This is a genomic window from Parabacteroides timonensis (genome assembly GCF_900128505.1).
Taxonomy (GTDB): domain Bacteria; phylum Bacteroidota; class Bacteroidia; order Bacteroidales; family Tannerellaceae; genus Parabacteroides; species Parabacteroides timonensis.
Genome location: NZ_LT669940.1, coordinates 1,687,996 through 1,712,090, shown reverse-complemented (window position 1 = coordinate 1,712,090; position 24,095 = coordinate 1,687,996). Strand labels below are relative to the sequence as shown.

19 protein-coding genes are annotated in these 24,095 nt (G+C 43.2%); 12 read left to right on the top strand and 7 right to left on the bottom strand.

Annotation, left to right across the window (positions count from 1 at the left end; genetic code table 11):
- Positions 1-9: 9 nt before the first annotated feature.
- The 10 genes from BQ7394_RS07340 (at position 10) to BQ7394_RS07295 (ending at position 13,485) form a co-directional block, all read left to right on the top strand.
- The gene (locus BQ7394_RS07340; RefSeq protein ID WP_075556908.1) at positions 10-1,698 is read left to right on the top strand and encodes a RagB/SusD family nutrient uptake outer membrane protein; all 1,689 of its coding nucleotides are present in this window, start codon (positions 10-12) and stop codon (positions 1,696-1,698) included.
- 18 nt (positions 1,699-1,716) lie between these two features.
- Positions 1,717-3,399, top strand: a complete 1,683-nt coding sequence (locus BQ7394_RS07335) for a hypothetical protein (protein ID WP_075556907.1) — start codon at positions 1,717-1,719, stop codon at positions 3,397-3,399.
- A 273-nt stretch (positions 3,400-3,672) separates the two neighbouring features.
- Positions 3,673-4,215, top strand: coding sequence for an FHA domain-containing protein (locus tag BQ7394_RS07330; protein ID WP_075556906.1), 543 nt, complete (start codon positions 3,673-3,675; stop codon positions 4,213-4,215).
- A 471-nt stretch (positions 4,216-4,686) separates the two neighbouring features.
- Positions 4,687-5,904 carry an MFS transporter gene (locus tag BQ7394_RS07325; RefSeq protein WP_075556760.1) on the top strand — a complete coding sequence of 406 codons (1,218 nt, stop codon included), beginning with the start codon at positions 4,687-4,689 and terminating at the stop codon, positions 5,902-5,904.
- 71 nt (positions 5,905-5,975) lie between these two features.
- Positions 5,976-7,409 carry a TolC family protein gene (locus BQ7394_RS07320; protein WP_075556759.1) on the top strand — a complete coding sequence of 478 codons (1,434 nt, stop codon included), beginning with the start codon at positions 5,976-5,978 and terminating at the stop codon, positions 7,407-7,409.
- A 101-nt stretch (positions 7,410-7,510) separates the two neighbouring features.
- Complete coding sequence (locus BQ7394_RS07315) at positions 7,511-8,503, top strand: HlyD family secretion protein (RefSeq protein ID WP_075556758.1); 993 nt, start codon at positions 7,511-7,513, stop codon at positions 8,501-8,503.
- A 12-nt stretch (positions 8,504-8,515) separates the two neighbouring features.
- The gene (locus tag BQ7394_RS07310) at positions 8,516-9,700 is read left to right on the top strand and encodes an ABC transporter permease (RefSeq protein WP_075556757.1); all 1,185 of its coding nucleotides are present in this window, start codon (positions 8,516-8,518) and stop codon (positions 9,698-9,700) included.
- Complete coding sequence (locus BQ7394_RS07305) at positions 9,684-10,868, top strand: ABC transporter permease (RefSeq protein ID WP_075556756.1); 1,185 nt, start codon at positions 9,684-9,686, stop codon at positions 10,866-10,868. The genes BQ7394_RS07310 and BQ7394_RS07305 overlap by 17 nt, the downstream gene beginning before the upstream one ends.
- Before the next feature lie 423 nt (positions 10,869-11,291).
- Entirely contained in the window at positions 11,292-13,022 is a 1,731-nt protein-coding gene (locus BQ7394_RS07300) for a serine protease (protein WP_075556755.1), read from the top strand.
- A gap of 10 nt (positions 13,023-13,032) precedes the next feature.
- Positions 13,033-13,485 (top strand): lipocalin/fatty acid-binding family protein, encoded by a 453-nt coding sequence (locus BQ7394_RS07295; protein ID WP_075556754.1) that lies wholly within the window; start codon positions 13,033-13,035, stop codon positions 13,483-13,485.
- Between the two features lie 165 nt (positions 13,486-13,650).
- Here BQ7394_RS07295 and BQ7394_RS07290 read toward each other — a convergent pair whose 3' ends face one another.
- The 3 genes from BQ7394_RS07290 to BQ7394_RS07280 form a co-directional block, all read right to left on the bottom strand.
- Positions 13,651-15,372, bottom strand: coding sequence for a RagB/SusD family nutrient uptake outer membrane protein (locus BQ7394_RS07290; RefSeq protein WP_075556753.1), 1,722 nt, complete (start codon positions 15,370-15,372; stop codon positions 13,651-13,653).
- Between the two features lie 28 nt (positions 15,373-15,400).
- The gene (locus BQ7394_RS07285) at positions 15,401-18,574 is read right to left on the bottom strand and encodes a SusC/RagA family TonB-linked outer membrane protein (RefSeq protein WP_075556905.1); all 3,174 of its coding nucleotides are present in this window, start codon (positions 18,572-18,574) and stop codon (positions 15,401-15,403) included.
- A 510-nt stretch (positions 18,575-19,084) separates the two neighbouring features.
- The gene (locus BQ7394_RS07280; protein ID WP_075556752.1) at positions 19,085-20,308 is read right to left on the bottom strand and encodes a DUF763 domain-containing protein; all 1,224 of its coding nucleotides are present in this window, start codon (positions 20,306-20,308) and stop codon (positions 19,085-19,087) included.
- A 110-nt stretch (positions 20,309-20,418) separates the two neighbouring features.
- Between BQ7394_RS07280 and BQ7394_RS07275 the strand changes: the two genes are divergently transcribed.
- Together BQ7394_RS07275 and BQ7394_RS07270 are read left to right on the top strand one after the other, a co-directional pair.
- Entirely contained in the window at positions 20,419-20,934 is a 516-nt protein-coding gene (locus BQ7394_RS07275; RefSeq protein ID WP_235848685.1) for a DsbA family protein, read from the top strand.
- 5 nt (positions 20,935-20,939) lie between these two features.
- Positions 20,940-21,554: a hypothetical protein gene (locus BQ7394_RS07270; RefSeq protein ID WP_075556750.1), complete on the top strand. Its 615-nt coding sequence runs from the start codon at positions 20,940-20,942 to the stop codon at positions 21,552-21,554.
- Positions 21,555-21,635: 81 nt separating this feature from the next.
- Here the strand turns inward: BQ7394_RS07270 and BQ7394_RS07265 are convergent, their stop codons facing one another.
- The 4 genes from BQ7394_RS07265 to BQ7394_RS07250 form a co-directional block, all read right to left on the bottom strand.
- Positions 21,636-22,637, bottom strand: a complete 1,002-nt coding sequence (locus BQ7394_RS07265; protein WP_075556749.1) for a GGGtGRT protein — start codon at positions 22,635-22,637, stop codon at positions 21,636-21,638.
- Between the two features lie 7 nt (positions 22,638-22,644).
- A complete protein-coding gene (locus BQ7394_RS07260) occupies positions 22,645-22,836 on the bottom strand; it encodes a hypothetical protein (RefSeq protein ID WP_075556748.1) in 192 nt (63 codons plus the stop codon).
- On the bottom strand, positions 22,829-23,521 hold the full coding sequence (locus tag BQ7394_RS07255; RefSeq protein WP_075556747.1) for an iron-sulfur cluster assembly scaffold protein: 693 nt from the start codon (positions 23,519-23,521) through the stop codon (positions 22,829-22,831). The genes BQ7394_RS07260 and BQ7394_RS07255 overlap by 8 nt, the downstream gene beginning before the upstream one ends.
- 123 nt (positions 23,522-23,644) lie before the next feature.
- Entirely contained in the window at positions 23,645-24,091 is a 447-nt protein-coding gene (locus BQ7394_RS07250; RefSeq protein ID WP_075556746.1) for an OsmC family protein, read from the bottom strand.
- Positions 24,092-24,095 lie beyond the last annotated feature (4 nt).

Below are 24,095 nucleotides of genomic sequence, written 5' to 3'. Positions count from 1 at the left end.
TGAATGAATATGAAAACAAGTTTGCATAAAATAGTACTATTAGTCACCGGCTTTATAATTACCGGTTTGATGACATCTTGTGAAGATATTTTTGACGAATTATCTGTCAATCCGAATCAAATGGATGTAAATTCATTTTATACAACACCGGAAAATTGTAATAAGGGAGTTCTGGGTATTTATGGATATATCTCTACTCCCCGTAATCTGGGAGCCTGTGGTTTTGGTTTGATGTTAACCCGTAGTGATGAAGGTTGTTCTGTGGCAGACTACGGTGTACCCGGTGCCTACAATGAAGAATTCACACCTTCGTATTATTCTTTGGTACAGCCGTTTCAGTTGATGTATACGGCCGCGTCGCAGGCTAATCAAATGATTGAAAGTCTTACTGATCTTGAATTTAGTAATAAAGAGCAGCATGATGCCTATCTAGGTGAGGCTTATTTCCTTCGTGCATTCACGCACTATTTCTTATTTATCAATTACAGGAATATTCCTTTAATAAAGGAATTACCTAAAGCCCCCAATGAATATAAGCCGCAGGCAACTCCCGAAGAAGCCTGGGATTTCATTATTGGTGATTTGATTAAGGCCAAAGATTTACTTCCCGGTAAAGATTATTGGGACGCAAAGAATAAAGGACGTGTAACCAGGGCTTCTGCATGTGCTCTTTTAGGGAAAGCATATCTTTATCGTTCCGGTATAGAACCTAAATACGGTACTTCTCAAACGACCTATTATGATGAGGCTGCTGCTGCTTTTGCGGAAATAATCAATGGCAATTGTGGTAATTATAGATTGGTGGATGACTATTCATGGAATTTTGATGTGGCTCATGAAAACAATGATGAATCAATTTTCGAAATACAGTTTGTCGGTGTCTTGAATACCGGATTTAACCCTGGCTTTGTCGATAGCGGCCTGTTTAATGATATTCGTTGTAAGATGTGTATCATGAACAAAAATAGGAATTCGAATGGTTCCGCACAAGTCATGCATAATTGGTTATACGATACATTTGTTGCATCCAAAACAGTGGACGGAAAAACAGACCCGCGTATGTTCGGCTCGTTCGTTTTCAATGACAATGCTCCGGAAATAATCAAACCAGACGGATTGAAAGTCACTTTCCTTGAAAATAAAGATTGGGCAACTGAAATGGGTTCCCCGGATGGAACGTTCGGTGACCAGTATGAACTGGCTGCCGGATATAAGATGTGTAGTAAAAAATGGCTGGATTGGACACTTCCTCCAACAGATGATGCCGGTGCCCATTTCTTCAATGGCCGTGCACAAGGTGTTAATTGGCGTATGATCCGTTATTCGGATGTATTGTTGATGTATGCCGAGGCTGTTGTGATGGGAGGTAAAGCTGTGGCAAATATAACTCCGCTGGAAGCCATTAATCAGGTTCGCGATAGGGCTGGAGTTTCCCATATTACCGAAGCGAATATGGAAACAATAGAGAATGAGCGTATTCTGGAACTAACTTATGAAGGTTTTCGTTTCTTTGATTTGCTTCGTTGGGGCAAAGTGACGGAGCGCTTTCGTGAGTTGGAAGCTTCCGATCCTTTGTTTAAAAAGTTTAGTAGAGCTCAGTATATGGGGTTCCAGGAAAATAAGAATGAATGGATCCCGTTGCCGATAGACGAGGTGGAAGGAAATCCGTATATAATTAAAAACAACCCGGGTTGGTAATTAAAAATCAGAATGATCATGAAAATAGTTTATTATTGGGTATGTGCAGCCTTTTTAACAGGCTGCATCTCCTCGCAAAGCAATAATCAGGTAAAAGAAGATAATAAAACATTGCATAATGGTATAGTCCTTCCGGAACATTGGCCGCCAGGTATGGCAGACGATGGTATATGCAGGGAAATGCCTTTGCCATACATTGAAAATAAACCGACAGTAATACCGGTCAATCTGGGGCGTCAGCTGTTTGTGGATGATTTTCTTATTGCAGAAACCGATCTGCAGCGTGTCTCTCATAAAGCCAAATTTTATGAGGGGAATCCTGTATTAGCACCTGATAAAGAATGGGAGTATACTTTTGAACGTGCTCCTTATGCTGCACCTTTCAGTGATGGTATATGGTATGATGAAACCGACCGAAAATTTAAAATGTGGTATCTGGCCGGGGCTGGTTCTATGCATAAACATCGTCAGAGTTTCTACACCTGTTATGCGGAATCTCTTGATGGTAAACATTGGGAGAAGGTTAATATGGACATAGAACCGGGTACCAATATTGTGGATACCTGTGATAGGGATGCGGCCACCGTGTGGTTGGATAAAACCTGCCCGGACCCGGAAAAGCGTTTCAAACTATTTAATGTGGAAAAGCACCGGGGAGGATGGAAAGTCATTTTGAAATACTCGAAAGATGGTATTCATTGGTCGGAGGGAGTAGCTCAATCCGGTCCGGTTGGTGATCGTACTACTGCTTTTTATAATCCTTTTACGAAGAAGTGGGCGATCAGTCTTCGTCAGGGCTCTAAAGCAGACGGACGTTCGAGAGGCTATCTGGAGAATGAAGATCCGGAAATGGCTGTCAGTGTAGCACATTCGTTGGCAAAGGGAATCAAAGATAAAAATATAGTCTTATGGTTTACTCCTTCGGATAAGGAGTTGGTACACCCGGAGTTCCCTGATGTACGGCCTGCCATTTACAATTTTGATGCAATGCCTTATGAAAGTATCATGTTAGGATTTTATGCTATGTGGAAAGGTCCGGAAAATGATGTTTGTGATAAATTGGGTATCCAAAAAAGGAATGAAATAGGGATGGGGTACAGTCGTGACGGTTTCCATTTCTATCGTCCTACTTACGAACCTGTTATGGGAGTAAATGAAACCGAAGGGGCATGGAATTGGGGAAATATGCAGTCGATTATCGGTGTTCCTCTGATTGTTGGCGACTCTTTATATTTATATTCCAGCGGAAGAATGAAGAATGATGTTATGTGGGATGGATTTACTTCTACGGGTATGGCAACACTGCGCCGTGATGGGTTTGTTTCTATGCAAACTCCGGGACAAGGCTTCCTGACGACCGAGAAGATTAAGTTCGATGGCAAATACTTCTTTGTCAATGCGCAGGTAAAAGATCTGCTGGTAGAAATATTGGATGAAAATGGAAAGGTAATACCCGGGTTTTCTAAAAATGACTGTGAAGCGATGAAAGATCTGAATTCAACCGGACAGATGGTTACATGGAAATCAGGTAAAGATCTGTCTTCTCTGATGGGGCAGATTGTCAAAATAAAATTTTATGTAACGGACGGAGATCTGTATGCTTTTTGGATTTCTCCTTGGAAAACAGGTGAAAGCAGGGGTTATACAGGTGGTGGTGGTCCTGGTCTCAACCCGACCGGAATCGATATGCCACTGAATTAACACAGGCATTTGATGCTCTAAAAACATGTTATGCAGCATGTGTTTGTTAAACTCTATTAAAAGAATGAGATTTGCAAGCAAAACATTATGCTGCATAACATAAAACCTCTATATTTGCACTGTGTTTTTCATGGTATTAGATTTAAGGTTAACAATGAAGATTGGCTGTCCGTGATGGATAGCCTTTTTTGTTTTATAAAGGTTTCAATCTTTGTATCCGTGGAAAAAGGCTTATCTTTGTACTTCGTAAATGTAAATGCTCCGATAAATAATATGAAAAGAATATTCTGCCCCAAATGTGATAATCAGTTATCGTTTGATGAAACCAAGTATCCGGATGGACAAGTACTGGCTTTTGTGTGTCCTCAATGCGGATCGCAATTTAAGATAAAGCTGGGAAGAAAGACAATCCGTACGGAGTCCGGCCAGGAGAAAGAGGTGAAGGAACCGGATTTCTCTTGCGGTTATATCACTGTAATTGAAAATACGTTTGGTTTTAAGCAAGATCTGCCGTTGGTTTTGGGAGATAATATGATTGGGCGTAGAAATAAAGACACGGAAGGTGTGGATGTCTCTATTATTACCAGCGATCCGAGTGTGGGACGCAAACACTGTATAATCAATGTAAAACAGGACAAGGAAGGTAAGTTTATCTATACCCTGCGTGATAACCAGAGTATGACCGGCACGTTCCTTCGTAGCGTTATCTTAGGAAAGAAGGAACAGGTACGGATTGGTGAAGGTGCGATTGTAACCATGGGGGCCACTACATTTATACTTCATACGGCTAACGAGGAGGAGGAAGAAGATTTTTAAGTAAACTTTAGACGCTGTACCGGAGTGAAAATAGTCTCTTACATCAGGGCGATAAGGGAGATAGGGGGAATTGGCGTAGGTTTCGGGAGAGATGGATACAAGATTTCCTTTCATCTCCGGCACAGTTCTAAAGTTTAATTCTCATTATTCATGCTCTTTGTTTAGTTGTTCAACGATAAAACAACTATAAGGCCGTTTGGCTCACGGCAGTTTACGTAAAGAATCAAAAAGATCTGAAAGAAAAGTTTTGTTAAAATGATGCGTTATTGCGGTACTGACATTAAAGAATAAGGGCTTGAGAGGTGTTTATGGAAACAAATCTAAATGTTAATTGATAGAATTTTACATCTTGAAAAAACACTGTCTTTTCAATTTTCCCAATAAATCCGTTCAGTAAATAAATATCCGGTTGTTAGCGAGCCTTCGTTTTTATTATGTATTTTTGCGGCTCAATAGGCAAATAGGTTACAAATGGGACAAAATAAGGTAGAGTCGGCAAGTGGGATTACCTTCCGGATTTTAGTGGCGTTAAGTATATCGCATTGTATAAATGATTCATTACAATCTGTCATTACAGCTGTTTATCCGTTATTTAAAGATGATCTGGCACTGAATTTTGCTCAGATCGGTTTGATTACGCTGGTTTATCAATCAGCAGCATCCGTATTTCAGCCGCTTACCGGATTATATTTCGATAAAAATCCTTCTCCGTGGTCTTTGCCTATCGGTATGAGTTTTACATTGATCGGTTTGCTTAGCCTCGCCTTTGCAAATTCTTTACCCTGGGTCTTGTGTTCTGTCGCTTTGATAGGAGTCGGTTCGTCGATATTCCATCCGGAAGCTTCACGGTTAACTTCGTTGGCTTCAGGAGGAAAGAGGGGATTGGCACAATCATTATTCCAGGTGGGCGGAAACCTGGGAGGATCGTTGGGACCGTTATTGGTCGCTATCCTGGTAGCTCCTTACGGACGCAGTCATATTGCTTTATTTTCAATTCTGGCTTTTATTGCTATCCTGATCATGACTTATGTGGGACGATGGTATAAAGGATTGCTTCAGAGGTTTAAACGTGAGGACACAGGTTCTTCGAAACGCCGTATCGAGATGCCTTTGCCATTGGGTAAAACAATTTTCTCTATTTCCATCCTGCTGGTTCTTATCTTTTCCAAATATATTTATATGGCGAGCCTGAACAGTTATTATACCTTTTATTTGATAGAGAAGTTCGGGGTGAGCGTGCAATCTTCGCAGTTGTTCCTGTTTGTCTTTCTGATAGCTACTGCCCTGGGAACACTGATGGGCGGTCCGATAGGGGATAAGGTAGGACGCAAATATGTTATTTGGGCATCTATTCTCGGTGCGGCTCCTTTTTCGTTGGTAATGCCGCATGTACATAGTTTATATCTGACGGCCGTCCTGAGTTTTTGTGTCGGCTTGACGTTATCTTCTGCATTTCCGGCTATTCTAGTATATGCTCAGGAGTTGTTACCTTATAAACTGGGGCTTATTTCCGGTTTATTCTTTGGTTTTGCTTTTGGTGTAGCAGGGATTGCATCGGCAGTGTTGGGTAATCTGGCCGACCACTATGGCATCGAGACCGTTTACAATGTTTGTGCTTATATGCCGCTGATTGGGCTGGTCACTTGGTTTTTACCGGACTTGAAGAAAGCCTCTAAAAAAGGAAGTTAGCCTGCTGAACAATCCCGGAGAGGGCTTTGTTATTAATCAAAAATTCGCTCGAACTAAATTTAAACGCATTTATGATTAATAACTTAACGCATTTCAGTATTGGCTTGCTGTTTCTTTTTCCTGTCCTGACTTCTGCCCAGACGGAGACGGTCGATCTGACCTTGGAGCAGTCGATGGAGCTGCTTCAGAAGGAGAACTGGAGCATCCGGATCGCAGGAAAAGAGGTGGAGCTGGCAAAAAACGAACATCAGAAATTGAACTCTTTCTGGTATCCTTCGGTCAGTGCAGCCGGCGCCTTTGTACATATGTCGAATCCGGTCGAAGTAAAGCAACCATTAGACCAGTTCACTGAGCCGGCAAAAGATTTTGTTCATTCCATCATCCCCGACGATCAGTTTATCTCTTCTATTCTGGACAAGATCGGACAGAACACATTGACCCTTCCGCTTATTTCACAGAATATCACTTCCATCGATGCAAATGTCACCTGGCCTCTTTTTACAGGGGGAAAACGTATTTTCGCGAATAAGATCGGGAAGACGATGGTCAATATCGCCGAAGTCAACCGGGAACAGGTAAATGCCAACCAACAATCGTTATTGATTGAAAGTTATTTCGGGTTACGTCTCGGGCAGCGGGTGGTCGCCGTAAAGGAAGAAACTTACAACTCACTGAAAACGCATTATGACCAAGCTCTTAAACTGGAACAGAACGGTATGATAAACCGTGCCGAACGCCTTTTCGCCCAGGTTAGCATGGATGAGGCAAAACGGGAATTGGAATCGTCCCGCAAAGATTTGGAAGTAGCCCAGCAGGCATTGAAAAGTCTGCTGAATATGGAAGAAGAAAAAGATATCAGTACAACGACTTCCCTCTTTATTAATACGAATATTCCTTCTGCCGATTATTTTAAAGAAATGGTTCCTGCCAATAACTATCTGGTTAACCAATTAAAGCTGCAAGAGAATATTGCCGGGAATGAATTGAAGATCGGACGCTCCGGTTATGTGCCTACAATCGCTTTGTTCGGTAAACAGATTCTTTATTCGCATGGTGTGGATAAATATCTGATGCCCCGTACGATGGTGGGTATCGGCTTTACCTGGAATATTTTCGACGGACTGAACCGGGAAAAGAAGATACGGCAGGCTCGCCTCACCAGTCAAACGCTGGCTATCGGAAAAGATAAAGCGGTGACGGACCTGAAGGTAGGAGTCGATAAGTATTACACCCAATTACAAAACGCACTCGATAATGTAAAAGCCCTGAATACAACGCTCGAAATGAGTAACGAGCTGGTGCGTATCCGGCAAAAATCCTTCCAGGAAGGAATGGCAACATCCACCGAAGTTGTAGATGCGGAAGTTATGCTTTCAAAAGTGAAGACTGCCTTTCTGCTGGCCTATTACCAATATGATGTAGCATTAATTAACCTCCTGTCTATCTGCGGTATTCCGGAATCATTCCATCAATACCGGTTAGAGGGAACGACGGAGATTATATAGAAAAAGAGAGCCTACAGTACAAGGCAAAGCCTTGTTGAAGACAATGACACGAATAGGCTCAAATTTGACAAATATTGAATCAACAATAAACGAAAATAATTATGGACAATACAAAGAAATACCTGACGATCTCCTTTATTGTGGTACTGATCGCTGTAATAATTATATCTGTTGTCGGCATGCTGTTGCTGAAGAAAAAGCCGGTTATCCTGCAGGGACAAATTGAAGCTACCGAAATACGCATATCCGGAAAGTTACCCGGTAGAATAGATACTTTCCTTGTCAAAGAAGGACAAAATGTAAAAGCCGGCGATACGTTGGTGGTGATCAACAGCCCCGAAGCAATGGCGAAGTACCAGCAAGTAAATGCTTTCGAGAGTATTGCCAAATTCCAGAATCAAAAGATTGATGAGGGAACACGGAAACAGATTGTTGCATCCGTAGAACAGTTATGGAATAAATCAAAGTCCGACCTCCAGCTGGCTAAAACAACTTACGACCGTATCACGGCCCTTTATAAAGACAGCGTAGTTACCTCCCAGCGAAAAGACGAAGTGGAAGCACTCTATAACGCCGCCGTTGCCAACGAACGTGCCTGCTATAATGAATATCAGATGGCCCTCGACGGTGCCCGGATACAGGATAAAGAAAGTGCCCGTTCACTGGTTACGGCAGCACAGGGGACAGTCAACGAAGTCGAAGCTCTCCTGCAGGATGCCCGCTTGGTCGCTCCCGAATCTGGTCAGATCTCGACTATTTTCCCGAAGCGGGGTGAATTGGTAGGGGCCGGTATGCCGATCATGAACCTGGTGGTACTCGACGATGTGCATGTAGTCCTGAACGTACGTGAAGACCGTCTGCCGTTATTTAAAATGGGAGGAACGTTTAAAGCGGATGTTCCCGCCATCGCAACGAAAGATATTGAATTCAAGATTAACTACGTCAGTCCGTTGGGCAGCTTCGCCACCTGGAAATCGACGAAACAGACCGGAAGTTACGATCTGAGAACTTTCGAGATCCATGCCCTGCCTGTAAAACCGGTCGACGGATTACGTCCGGGCATGTCTGTCCTGCTTAATTTGGGAGAACAATAACCGGTATCATCTATGAGTAGTAATAAACAACATAGTCCTTTTTACAATGTATTTCATCGGGAATTGCATCGGATGGTTTCACGCAGGCTCTATTTCGGGGTTTGCATCGTGTTACCCCTGTTTTGTGTCTTCTTCATGTCTACGATCTTCGGTAACGGGCAGATGGAAAATATTCCGGTGGGTATTGTAGATCAGGATCAGACCGCTTTGTCGCGTGAAGTGATCCGTCAGGTCGAAGCCGTTCCCACTTTCCGGGTGACGCGGCATTACGTTGATGCCGAGACGGCCCGTAAAGCGATACAGGCGAAAGAGATATATGGTTACCTGGTGATCCCGAATCAATTTGAAGCAGACGTGACGGGTGGGCGACAGGCTACCTTATCCTACTATTATCATTATGCCTTATTAAGTGTCGGTGGTGAGGTCAGAGGTGCATTCGAGAATGTGCTCCGTACACTATCCATGTCGCCGATCGTTTCCGAGGCCGTTGCTATGGGGATCAACCAGAAGCAGGTAACGACCTTCCTGCTCCCGATCGAGGCACAGAACCATCCGTTGTATAATCCCGATCTCGATTACTCCGTTTACCTGAGCAATCCGTTTTTCTTTATCTTCTTCCAGGTGATCATCCTGTTAACAACGGTGTATGCCGTCGGTAGCGAAGTGAAATTCCGTACCGGCGACGAGTGGCTGGCAACGGCTGATATGAATATGGTTACCGCCCTTTTCGGGAAACTGTTGCCTTACACGATCATCTTTTCCCTGATGAGTATCCTCGGAAATTATGTGATGTTCGGTCCTATGAATATCCCGTTCTCCTGTGGGTTCTGGCCATTGAACCTGACTTCGATCTTGTTTGTGATTGCAACGCAGGCATTGGCCGTCTTTCTGTTCTCCCTCTTTCCGGCGATCAGTATCATTATCAGTATCGTGTCGATGGTCGGATCGTTGGGAGCAACTTTGTCGGGTGTCACTTTTCCGGCTCCATCCATGTATGCTCCGGTTTATTACACTTCGTTCCTGTTTCCGGTGCGCCATTTTGTGGAGATCAATCAAAATCTTTTGTACGGCGATTATGGGTTTGCCTATACCTGGTGGAATTTCGGTGCGCTGTTCTGTTTCATCCTGGTGGCTTTTCTGATAGTGCCGCATTTAAAAAGAGCAATTTTAAGTCATAAGTATGAAAATATCAAATAACATAAAGGCAGGTCTGACTAATATATCCTCTATCATCCTGAATGAGTTCAAGACCATTTCGGGCAGCTTCGCCATCGTTCTGGTATTGATGGGAGGTATTTTTATGTACGGTCTATTATATAATTATATGTATGCCCCCGACGTGGTACGTAATGTGCCGGTCGTTGTGGTGGATAATTCGAAGACGGAGCTTAGCCGCGAATATATCCGCCTGTTGAATGCAATGCCACAGGTCGATGTGATAGCTACCGGCGAAGATTTTCCGCAGGCAAAGGAATTGATGAAACTCGACGAGGCTGCCGGTATCTTATACCTGCCGTCCGATTTCACCGACCGGGTTTCGCGTGGTGATGAGTCTATCTTTATCATGTATGAAACGACCAGTGCTTTCCTTTATTATCTGTCGATACAGGAAGCATCGGCCGGCTCTATGCTGGTACTCAACGACCGCTACCGCCCGGAGATGCTGGTATTCCTTCCCGCCGGAGATGCGGAACAACTGGCTTCCGCGCAGCCGATCAATGTGGCGGGTACGGCTTTGTATAACTACACGGAAGGTTACGGTACTTACCTGATACCGGCCGTATTGATCGTCATTATGTTCCAGACCTTGTTGATGGTGATCGGTATGGTCAGCGGGGAGGAACGGCAGTTTCATTTATTACAGTCCTATCCTTCTTCGTTTGCACAGGCCATGCGGCTGGTCGTAGGGAAAACATTTGTCTATATGATGTTGTATGCCATTTTCTCCCTCTTCCTGCTGGGATTGATTCCTTTTGTCTTTGACCTGCCGGATATCGGGAATGTATGGAATATCATTATGTTATTGATCCCGTTCCTGATGGCGACCAGTTTTTTCGGCTTGACGGCATCTTTGTTCTTTACCGACTCCGATGCCCCTTTGTTGATGATCGCCTTTTTCTCTGTCGGTCTGATTTTCCTTTCCGGCGTATCTTATCCATTGGAATTGATGCCCTGGTATTGGAAGTTATCGCATTTCCTTATACCGGCAGCACCGGCCACTTTGGCTTATGTCAAATTAAACTCGATGGGAGCCTCGATGGCTGGGATACATACGGAGTATGTGACGCTGTGGATTCAGTGCGCGGTATATTTTATACTGGCATGTTTGGTATACAGGTATAATATCTGGAAGTCACATCGGTGACGTTTCACCTTTCACATTGCCGGTAATATTTTGGTATTGAGTGAAGTACAGTGAAGGGTCTGAAACCTCCTAAAAAAGTCAGGACTTTTGAAAACGAAAGTCCTCTCTTTTATCTTTAAAAGTCCTGTCTTTACATTTCAAAACACCCTTGTTTTTTTCAGGCAAGATATTAACTATCTATTCGGGAATGGGTCGTTACCCATTTATTGTTTGGTGTCGTCCTATTTGTGAAAGGATGGTGAAGGGTTACCTTTTACTATATGTCGTTATTTACTAATGAGTTGGGACGGTTGTGACAGGTGAAGCCTAACCTGCTGCATCTGCCTGCTGCGTACGTTAGCGGATAAATTTATACTCTGACAATATGTACAAAGACAATAAAGTATTACATTTGTCGGCATATCTGATAACATGAGAAAAGAAATGAAACAAACACTATTACTACTTATTTTAATTTGTTGCCATTTATTACCGGCAACAGCACAGAAGAACGCCCCTAAATGGATGGACAAAAGTAAAAAGGCCGTTGTTTTAATCACTACATACGGGAAAGACGGAGCTAAACTTACATCAGGAACAGGTTTTTATGTTTCCGAAACAGGCGATGTCCTTGCTGGTTACGATCTGTTTAAAGGTGCTGAGAAGGCAACGATCACCGATGTGGATGGGAAAACCTACCCCGTGATGGCTGTTGTCGGAGCCGACGAGTTGTATGATGTCATAAAAGTGAAGAGCGAAGCGCCGAAGAAAGTGCAGTTCCTTTCCATCGCTTCCGATCCGTTAGCCGTGGGAACAGCAGCTTATCTGTTACCGTATACTACGGCAAAAACGCCCAACTTCGGACAGGGAACGATCACGGAAGTCAGCAAACTGAAAGATCCTTACAGTTATTATAAATTATCGATACCCCTGGAAGACGGACAGACAAATGCTCCGATTCTGAATGCTGAAGGTCTGGTATTCGGATTGGCACAGGCGGATGCTTCCGGTAAGAAAGATGTTTCGTATGCCGTATCGGCTGCTTATACCAATAGCCTGTCTATGGCTGCAACCGATTTCCTGAATACAGTCTATAATAATATAGGTATAAAGAAGGCATGGCCGGCGGATGAAGAACAAGCGCAGGTCGCTTTATTCCTGAAAGGTAGCACACAGGATGCAAAAAGTTATCTGGAGACATTGAATGATTTTATTGCTACTTTCCCGAACTCGGCAGACGGTTATCTGAACCGTGCCTCTCACTATGCCGGTCGTCGTATTGAACTGGCTTCTACTCCGGCTGAACAGGCTGACTATCTGAATAAGGCGTTGGATGATATTAAGACTGCTTCAAAGTTTAGCGATAAAAAAGGGGACGTTTATTATAATCAGGCTAAACTGATCTATAATGTAGCCGCCGGCGATACGACCCTGACCGATCCGGCATGGTCCGTACAAGCTGCCCAGGAAACTATTCAGAAGGCAATCCAGGAGGAAGATCTTCCTGTTTATCACCAACTGGCGGGAGATATCCATTTCTTCCTGAAAGAATACGAACAGGCTTATAATGAGTATATGGTTGTGAATAACAGCGACCTGGCATCGCCAACCTCTTTCTACTGGGCTGCAAAGGCAAAAGAGAATGTAACAGGTTTCAATATCGGTGATATCATTGCGCTGTTGGATGGTGCGATCGAGAAGAGCGGTCTACCATTGACTCCGGAAGCCGGGCAATATATCCTTGAACGTATTGACTGGAAGCTACGCCTGTCCCAGTATGCAGAGGCTATTGCCGACTACGACCTGTATTATAAGGCCATGAACGGTGATGTAACCAGCAATTTCTATTATTATCGCGAACAGGCTAAATTCCGCTCCGATGATCTGGAAGGTGCTTTAGCCGATATTAAAGAAGCGATCCGACTGAGTCCGGATATTCCCGATTACCGTGCGGAAGAAGCTTCCGTTTATGTCCGCATGAAAAACTATAACGATGCATTGACGAGTATCGAGAATGCCTTGAAAGTGGCTCCCGATTTTGCTGCTTGCTACCGTCTGAAAGGTATCTGCTATGTCCGTATGGAGAAGAAAGCAGAGGCTTGCGAAGCCCTTAACAAAGCAAAAGAGTTGGGTGATCCGTTGGCTGAAAGACTGATCAAAGAACATTGTAAATAAAATATCGGATATGAATAACGTGAAAAAGAGTCTTATTGCCATCCTGGCCATAGCCGGTCTATGCCTGATCGGGACAAGCAGTTGCAAGAGCAAATCTGATCGGAAAGAGATAAAAACTACGTCTCAGGCTATCGTCAGAACATCTCTTTGCGACAAGGAGTTGACCGAAGTCAAAGAGCTGGTAAATGGGAAATGGGAATTGGTCAGCGGAGAGAATCCCCGTGAGACCTGCGAATTTGAAAATACTTTTATCACTTTCAACGGCGACAAATATATCTGGACAGAAGAAGGTAAGGATGAGCCCGGCGACCTGAACTGGCGGAAAGCCGATACGGATGCCGGCTACCTGATGGATGTCTTTTATGCCACCAATCCTTCCTATCCGTTAGCAATAAGCGGTGATACGTTATTCATTCAGGATTGTACGGAGACGGCGTATAAATATACATTGGTGAGACGATAATAAAGATCTATTTATTATAGGAGGTGTGTCATAATGCACTGTCCTGTCATCCCGGGCTTTACCCGGGATCGCATCCTACACTGATAACCAGTGCTTAATATGAGATGGCGGATCAAGTCCGCCATGACAAAACGGAGTTTTGACACACCGCCTTATAACCATTTTTTATTCTGTCCAGTCTTCTATGGCGGATGATGGATCCGGATTCAATACAATTGCTTTGTTTTGCAATGATTCGTATTTGCTGAAAAAGACATTGAACCAGGGAGCGCAATAACCTTCAATTGAGTTCATACGATATCCGACTGGTGCATTGGTTCCCGGATATCCTCTTTTAACCGGAAGTTCCAGACGTTTGTAGTCCCAGAAAATAATCCCTTCTCCCCAAAACTCTATCCTTTTTTGCAATATAAGTTCTTTTCTGAACTCCTCCAGTGTTGTAGCATTGCAGGTATATTCCGGATAACGGTAGGTTGTCATAAAATTCTGTAATGCATTTACGCCTGCTGCAACACCCTGGCTTGCTCCAAGTGCTTCCGCTTCTATAAAGTACATTTCTTCAACACGCATCATAAGGTAGTCGATCGGAGCACCGACATTCGCATCAATCATATTTCCCTCTTTTGGCTTAAACTTCAAATGCGTATAAGGCGGTAATAACTTGAATCCGCTTTCCGACAATATCGTATGGTATTTATTACCGGGTGCTTTACCTGCATCTTCCGGTGCTATCCAGGTCGTTTTACGCCAGTCGGTATCCGGTATCTGATCGAATAAGTTTTTACTGATCGTACGGCAGGCCCAATAGGCCGTATTTCCAACACCGAAGGTTTGTTCCGAACAAATATTTCCGGCGTAATTTAACCACGTGCTATGGATATTTTCCTGATTCATAATAGACCCCCATAGCCATGCTCCGGTCTGTATGCTATTGAATGCAGTGGTATAATTTTTCCCGCCGAACCATTCTTCTTCTGTCAACGGGCTTGCATTGCTGTTCGATCTTGCTTTTTTTGCATATTCGATTGCTTTGTCGTAACAATCTTTTGTTGAATTGATTCCTATCTGAACATTTTGGGTAAGAGCTGAAAGGTCGTTCGGATATTTCTCAAAGCGGGAACCTAATTCGAGCCAGAAGCGTGCTTTCAAACCGTATATAACAGTAAGATCCGGTATGTTCTTGGTCGGTCGTACATAATCCTGCAATAATTCCTCCGCCTTATTCAGGTCGTTCAGTATATACTCGTACATTGTATAAAAGGGAACACGTGGATTATTACGTGCATCCGTTTCGGGCATATCTTCATAAATGATGGGAACTGTTAGTCCATATACTTTGTTAGCCTCTGCCTCATTGTCCAGTTTGGCGATTCCTGTCTTCTTATATTCGAAGAAACGGCTGATATCCATATAGATCATTGCACGGAACGTCTTGGCTATACCGAGATATTGCTTGTTCGTTTCATTCGTTGTTTCGGGATCGATCAGTCGTATCAGGTTGTTTGCATTGTTCAGGAATTTGTAGTAGAAATAATAGAGGCTGTTTACTGTCGATGATTCGGCCAATGTCCTACAGGTTCCGAAGGTACTGAAATAATCGTAATTGGATTTGTATACGAAAAAATCTTCGCCCATCGTTTCCCTTGTCATACCGAAAGCACTGTAACCGAAGTCAAAATTATAACCATTACCATACGAATTATAGGTGTTTATATAACCGACTACGGCATTGAGCATGGCCTGCATACCTGCCGGCGAATCGGCTATCTGGTCGGCTGTAACGGTGGAACTTTCAGGAAACGTTTGTTCAATGCAACTATTCATTCCCAGGCCCAAAGATAACAGGCCGGCAACTGTTGTGACTTTAAATATATTTTTCGTTTTCATTGTTTCTAAATTTAATAGTTGGATATAATCAGAATTGCAGACTTAGGCCTCCGGAAAAACTGCGTAGCGGAGAGATGACTCCTGATGCCCCGTCTCCTTTGTAAGAGCGTCGTGGGTCGAGTCCTTTTCTTTTAGACCAATAATATACATTATCGCAAACGAAGTACAGGCGTAAGTTATCGACACCCAGATGGGATGTTATTCTTTTAGGAATAGTGTATCCTACCTGTACATTCTGTAAACTCAGATAACTGGCGTCAATCAGGAAGCGGTCTGAGAAAGAGGCAGTGTTCAAATCATTGAAATACCAGCGTGGAATCTGTGAGCCTGTATTATCGGGTGACCAGGCATCGAGTACATCCTTATGCCAGCGATAACCAACTGTCGATGCTGTCGGATTAGACATGATACCGGAATATCCGTAATCATAGGTTTTTCCTCCGATAGAATAAGCCAGTTGTGCCGAGAAATCGAAACCGTAGATATTGAGTGACGTACCGAATCCTCCGTACAGATCCGGATTGGGGTCTCCACATAAATAATTATCGGCGCTCGAATAAGTTGTGGTGGTCTTTTTCTCTCCCGTTTCTTTGTCTGTGTAGTACCACATGGAAAGTCCTTCTTCCGAAACGCCGGCATATTGATTCATATACCAGGTGTTGATTGGCAATCCTTCTCCGTAATATCTGCTTCCGTTCATATATCCGGCATGCCCGTCCATTACATCCGTTTTCTTATCTTCCGGCAGATAACTGATCTTGTTCTTATAATGTGTCAGATTGAAATTGATTTTCCATGTGAAATTCTTTTTATTGATGGGTATATAAGTAAAATCGAGCTCTATACCCTGGTTGATCATATTGCCGACATTTGCATAATATCCGGCATATCCCAATGACAGCGGAACATTGAACCAGTTCAGCATATCCGTAGTTTTACGATGGAAGTATTCTATACTACCGGTCAATTTTCTGTTTAATATTTCAAATTCTACTCCCAGATTCGTATTGGTGTTAGTTTCCCAGGTGATATCCTTATTCCCTTTTTGGCTGAATGCAAGTGATAGTTCACCATTGTTATTTTTAATAGTATATGTATCGACATAACGGAAATCCGAACCTAAGTTGTCATTGCCCTGCTGTCCGACAGAGAATTTTACTTTAAACAAATCAAGCCAGTCAACCTTGAACCAATCTTCTTTTGACATCAGATATGCTCCCCCGAACGAATAGAAATTCCCCCACCAGTGATCTGGATGGAAACGGGACGAAGCGTCCCGGCGATAAGATACGGAAAAGAAGTATTTACTGTCGTAATCGTATAATCCCCGGAGGAAATAGCCTTCGGTATTATAATTATTGGCGTACGATTCTGCGGAGGCGCCGTCTATTACAGCGCCGTTTAGCTCATGGTTGCCCCAATAAGAAAACATATTTTTTTTACCTGCGGATAATTGTACATAGTTGTATTTATAGCTTTCATGTCCCAACATGGCTGAGAAATTGTGTTTGCCAAAACTGCGGTTGTAATTTAATATCTGTTGGAGGTTGAGCGTTGTTGTACGGTAGTGGTAAACGGATATTGTTCCGTTCTGTTCCGCTCCGAAGCCGTAGAATGGGTTACCTGTTGTAAAATATCTTTGTTCGCGAATCGTAGTACCTGCATTGAAAGTGAATTTGAAATCTTTCAGGAATGTAATATCGATGAAACCGTTTCCATTCAGCGTATTGGCATTTGTTTCCCTGAAATTGAGCATGGACGATTGTATGGATGCATTCGGATGATTGGCACGGGCGAGCCCCAGTGCTGTGTTGTTGGTTCCGTAATCATACATTTTGCCATTTTCATCTGTCATGATATTACCTTTTTCATCCCTTATATATACAGGGAAGATAGGAGCCATTGATTCTGTAAAAGAGGACAGGTCTGTGTCATAGCTTTCTGACAGAGTGGAGGTTTTGCTGTGCGTATAGCTTATGTTTGCTCCGAACTTCAGCCAACTCTTTGCCTGATAAGAACCTTTGAAGCGGGTGGAGTAACGTTCATATCCGGCGTTCGGAACAACACCTTCGTCATTCAGATATCCGAAAGAACCGTACATTTGCATTTTATTGCTACCTCCGGCAATGTTGACATTGTATTCCTGGCGTAATGCCGAACTGTAAGCTTCATCTATCCAATTGTCCGGATAAAGCATATGTCCGTTTACGACTCTGCCTACTGTGGCGTTCGGGTTTAGTTTGCCGTTTTGACCGATCAGATATTCATTTTCCGGATAATTAAATACATTGTAGGTTAATCCGCCATTTTCTTTGATGTTGCCTACCATGTTGGTATTAGCTTGTACATAAGCTTCGTTTTCAGGCAATCCTTTGACGTATCTCAATTGATTGTATAAAGCTTTGTAATGTGCTTCATAATATTCTCCCGGGTCTTTGATATAATCATAATCTATTGTACCCCGGGTATTGACTCCCCATTTAGCGGTAGCCGTAACTTTTGCTTCGCCCGCTTTTGCCTGTTTTGTTGTAATGATGATGACACCGTTGGCTCCGCGTGCTCCGTAAAGTGCATTGGATGCAGCGTCTTTAAGTACGGAAACAGATTCGACATCTGCCGGGTTGATATTGTTCCATCCTCCTTCATAAGGCATTCCGTCTACAATGATAAGAGGATCGTTTTTGGCATTAAGTGAGCCTATACCACGGATAAGCAGGGTAGGAGCGTCTCCCCCGGGTTGCCCGGAGCCTGAGGTCATTTGTAAACCTGCCACTTGACCAGACAGCGCTTGCACTACATTGGTTGTGGATCGTTGGGTTAACTTTTCCGAATTAACGACGGCTGCAGAACCTGTAAAAGCAGATTTTTTGGCGGTGCCGTATGCAACAACGACTACTTCATCCAAATCCAGTGCTTCATCGACCATCTTGATTTCTAATACCTTTTGTCCATTCCATACAATTTCCTGTGTTTTTAGTCCTACGAATGAAATGACAAGTGTAGCCCCTTTTTGCATTCCGTCCAGCGAGAACTTACCATCCGTATCGGTGATCGTTCCATTGGAAGTTTCTTTCACAAAGATAGAAGCTCCGGCTATAGGTCCGTGTTCATCTTCGACAAGACCTGTGACTCTGCTTTTTTGTTGTGTGATCTCAAAGCTTGTCGAGCTCGGAATAGCAGTTGCATTGATTATTTCTCCCATACCTAAGGCGGTCAGGAGAATACATACTGTAGTTAGTTTAGATTTTGTTAACATATTATAATATTTAAGTTTAACAATCTGTTTGTTTTTGTTTTGTTAAGAGTTGAGGCGTATGTGCTGCCGGCTTTGTAAATTAAATTATGCCGCTAAGTGCTTATGTTTGTATTTAAATGCTTATGAATTATCCCATTTTGTTGGTGCATAAAAAATACCACAGTCTCAGCAGAACTCATGTACTTTTTCTTTATCTGGAGGTCTGTAAAAGAGAGAAATAGTATATTTTGTTTGATGTGGATTTGTTTAATAATATCTATGTGGGTTGTAAATCAGGTGTTTAAGTATTTGTTTGGAGTGGTAGTGTTTTTTACAGATTAATGGATACTGTACTTTTTGAATAAAATTCTCATATTTTTGTTTTGATTTAAATAATATTACTATATTTGTTTCAAAAAGTACATGAGTTCTGCTGAGACTATGTACTTTAGGCGATAGATATTTAAAATCTGAATTTTAGTCCCATAGACTCAATTGTATTCCACCTGTATTTTTATCTTCTTTTTTCTGTGGTTTTTTTGAATCTCCGAAGACGGTTTTTCCATTGTATTTATAAGATGTATCCCGCTCATATTGTACCCAGTCGTCGAAATAATTGTTGGGGGTATATCCTTTTTCCATCTCTTGCGAAATTTTGGAAAGGTTTTTTAATGCGTCGGACTTGTCTTTTTCCCCAAGGTGCGCTTTATGGATCGCATTATTAAATACTTCAATCGTTTCATCATAGACGCTTGTTGGGACAGGGAATGGATGTCCGTCTTTCCCTCCGTGGGCAAAAGAGAAACGTGCAGGATCGGAGAAGCGGGAAGGGGTGCCGTGTATCACTTCGCTGACCAGTGTTAGCGATTGTAAGGTTCTCGGGCCGACTCCTTCCAACAGGAGAAGCGACTCCATATCGGAGATATTGGTTTCATGGGCCAGGAGTAAGGCTGCTCCCAGCCGTTTAAGGTTTACATCTTCAGCCCTTACTTCATGGTGATTGGGAAGAATGATAGAAACTTCACGCATCAACTTATCCGGTGTCTCTTTTGTCAGTTCGACGATTCCCTCTTTGGTTGGAGCAGCCAGCTTATCTGTCAGGTTAAGTATCAATCCCTGGTTTCTGCCACAAACGGAAGTATGAGGCTCCTCCATAAACGAACGGAGCGAAGACGACAGCCAGTGATAACGCCGGGCCATACGCTCATTCGGGTTCATTCCTTGTTGTATGACAGACCAGTCGCCCTCTTTGGTGACGACAAACGTATGTAGATAAAGTTGAAAACCATCCTGAACGGCTGTATTATCGACTTTGGCCGCCAGTTTGCTGCATCTTACCAGTTCATTTCCGTTCAATCCGGTTTTATCGGCTACTTCCAGGAGTTGATTAGGTGTTTCTCTTGAAAACTTACCCCTTCCTCCGCAAATATAAACGCCCAGTTCTTCCGACCTGTAATTGATCGCTTTTCTCAGGGCATTCATAACAGATGTCGTAATACCTGATGAATGCCAGTCCATTCCCAACACACATCCTAACGACTGAAACCAGAAAGGATCACTAAGCCGTCGTAATAAGGCCGGACGACCATATTCGATAATAATTGCTTCGGCAATGGCTCCTCCGAGTAAACTCATACGTTGAGCCAGCCAGGGTGGGACTGTTCCGTAATGTAATGGTAAATCAGCTGTACCTCGTTTCATATATGCGAAGATAGATAAAAAACAAAATCAATTCAGTTAATGAAGTGCTAATATGAACAACAAATGAAATACCTATGGTGTTATTATTTAGAAATCAAATAGTAACAGATATGTATTTGGAAGTAAATAAGAACGATCATGTTCAAGGTTCGGTCAATGCACCGATAGAATTAATTGAGTATGCAGATTTTCAATGTCCCTACTGTGGGAGAGCTTACCATATAGTAAAAGAGATACAGAAGAAACTCGGAAACAAGATTAAGTTTGTTTTCCGGAATTTTCCACTGACTGAATTACACCCACATGCTTTGCATGCCGCTATTGCTGTGGAGATAGCCGGTTCTTACGGAAAGTTCTGGGAAATGCATGATCTTCTTTTTGAGAATCAGAATGCTTTGGATGATTATTATTTATTGGAGTATGCCAGAAAGCTGGGTATAAAAGCAGCCGAGTTTGAAGCGGATTTCGGTAAAGACCGTTTCTATCAGAAGGTGAAAGACGATTACGACTCCGGTATAGAGAATAATGTTCAGGGTACACCTACATTTTTCGTTAATGGAGAGCTCTATGACGGCAACTGGATGACTTCCGAATTTGTGGAGTATCTGGAGTCTTTAATATCTTAATAGTCATGAAGAAATTAAGTTTGGTAATATTGACCTCTTTCTTGTTGGTCGCCTGTGGTGCTTATAAATATCTCGACTTGGGGATGTTGACGACCGGGATGACCATTGCCGAAGTGGAGAACCTAATGGGACCTCCCGAACGGGTATTGGCTGTCAATAAGAAAGATGGCTATGTACAGGAAGTGTTGGAATACCGGACGGGCAAGAATGAAGTGTATGCCCTGGAATTCTGGGATAATTACCTGACAGGCTATGAGTTTTTATATGATGATGTAAATTATTTGCCACCGATAGCTCCTCCAATGGTGTTTCCCCCTTATGGCCGTCCGATTTATATCCACCCGGACCATCGTCCGAACCATCCGAATCGTCCGAACAGGCCTAGCCGTCCTGAATCGAACCGTCCTGAATCGAATAGACCCGGGCGCCCTGAGACAAACCGTCCCGAATCGAGCCGTCCGGAGACAAATCGTCCTACCCGTCCCGAAACGAAACCTGAGGTAACTCGTCCAAATTCGGGAACAAGTAACCGTACGGAACATTACAATAATTCGACAAACAGTCAGACAAATAAGAACGGTCGTTCTAATTCATCCGGTAGAAACGGTGGACGAAGATAGTCGAAATAAACATTCTTTACACAAAATAAAAAACTCCTGCAGTCGATGATTGCAGGAGTTTTCCTTTATATGAAGTTTTAATTACTTCTTCATAGCTTCCTCGATAGCAACAGCCACTGCAACAGTAGCACCTACCATCGGGTTGTTACCCATACCCAGGAATCCCATCATTTCTACGTGAGCAGGAACTGATGAAGAACCAGCGAACTGAGCGTCACCGTGCATACGGCCCATTGTGTCGGTCATACCGTAAGAAGCAGGACCTGCAGCCATGTTATCCGGGTGCAGAGTACGGCCTGTACCACCACCTGAAGCAACAGAGAAGTAGTTGTGGCCATTTTCCATACATTCTTTCTTGTATGTACCGGCTACCGGGTGCTGGAAACGAGTCGGGTTAGTTGAGTTACCTGTGATAGATACGTCAACACCTTCAGCACGCATTACAGCAACACCTTCGCGAACGTCGTCGCAACCGTAGCATTTTACTTTTGCACGAAGACCTTCTGAATACGGAGTTTCTTTGATCACGTTCAAAGCACCTGTTGCATAGTCAAACTGAGTTTGAACATAAGTAAAGCCATTGATACGGGAAATAATCATAGCAGCATCTTTACCCAGACCGTTCAGGATAACGCGCAACGGTTCTTTACGAACTTTGTTTGCCATTTCTGCGATCTTGATAGCACCTTCAGCAGCAGCGAAAGATTCGTGACCTGCCAGGAATGCGAAACATTTTGTTTCTTCGCGAAGCAGACGTGCACCCAGGTTACCGTGGCCGATACCTACCTTACGGTCGTCAGCAACAGAACCAGCGATACAGAATGCCTGCAGACCGATACCGATAGCTTCAGCAGCGTCAGCAGCGCTTGTACAACCTTTCTTGATAGCGATAGCAGCACCTACAACGTAAGCCCAGCAAGCATTTTCGAAACAGATAGGTTGAGTTTCCTTACACATTGTATAAGGATCGATACCTTTAGCGTCGCAGATAGCTTTTGCATCTTCGATACCGTTGATACCATATTCTTTTAAAACCGCGTTGATATGCTCAATACGACGGTCGTAACTTTCAAATAAAGCCATATTATTTTTACTTTTTTAAATTCTTATTTACCAGGAATAAAGATATTAGAAAGTTGAAAACAAGCACACCGCCGCAACAAGCCATATAAAATGCCATCCAAGGACGGTCCGGCTTCATAACGAAGTAGGTGATTACCGTCGCGATAACAGTTACAATAATTAGCCCGATCAGGACGCGTGTCAGTGTTTTCTTATTCATTACGAGGATCGATATATTTTACAGCTTCTTTGAAACGACCGTAAGAACTCTTCGCTTTTTCCAGTGCTTCGTTAGCATCGATACCTTTCTTTACCATATCCATGAATTTACCCAGGTGGATGAATTCATATCCGATAACCTGATCGTCAGCATCCAATGCCATACGAGTACAGTAACCTTCTGCCATTTCCAGGTAACGAACACCTTTAGCCAAAGTACCGAACATGGTACCAACCTGGCTACGCAGACCTTTACCTAAGTCTTCCAGACCGGCTCCGATAGGCAGACCACCTTCAGAGAAAGCAGACTGTGTACGTCCGTAAACGATCTGCAGGAATAATTCGCGCATAGCTGTGTTGATAGCGTCGCAAACAAGGTCAGTGTTCAATGCTTCCAGAAGAGTTTTGCCCGGAAGGATTTCTGATGCCATCGCAGCAGAGTGAGTCATACCAGAGCAACCGATTGTTTCAACCAGAGCTTCCTGAATGATTCCTTCCTTTACGTTCAGTGTCAGTTTACATGCACCTTGCTGAGGAGCACACCAACCCACACCATGAGTCAAACCTGAGATGTCAGTGATCTGAGTAGATCTAACCCATTTTCCTTCTTCAGGAATCGGAGCACAAGGATGGTTGGCTCCCTTCTTTACAACACACATGTGTTGAACTTCATGTGAATAAATCATAATCGCTAATTTATTATATTAAAGTGATAATAAAACTTTTTGCTAATTTCTATGTAATATCGCCTTTGTTAAAGCCGCACAAAGATAGAGTTTTTAATTTTTCCATGCAACAGACCAGGTTTGTTATTTCTCTGTGGAATCAACATTTAGAGGTGTTTCGTTGAGGATGATATCCCAGGTGACAGGAGCTATCTTTTTCATCATAAGCGTTACTCCGCAATACTTTTCTTGTGATAAGCGGACTGCTTTCACTATTTTGGCGCTGTCGGCTGGGTTGGCAACGACATGGTAAGTCACATGAAAGCCGGTGTAGACCATCGGAATGCCGTCGGATGTTTCTGCGGTGACGTCAATGGAGAGACTTTCAAAATGTACCCGCATCTTCCGGAAAAGGGGGGCTACATCCATGCCTGTACATCCGGCCAAGGCAACCAACATCAGAGCTTTGGGGCGCGGCCCTTCATCGTTACCCCCGTTTTCTACGGAGGTATCGATGATGATCGGGTGGCCGTTCAACTCGGTTTCAAAAGTAGAATCTTTTTTCCACTTTAATGTGATCTGAGCGGACATATAC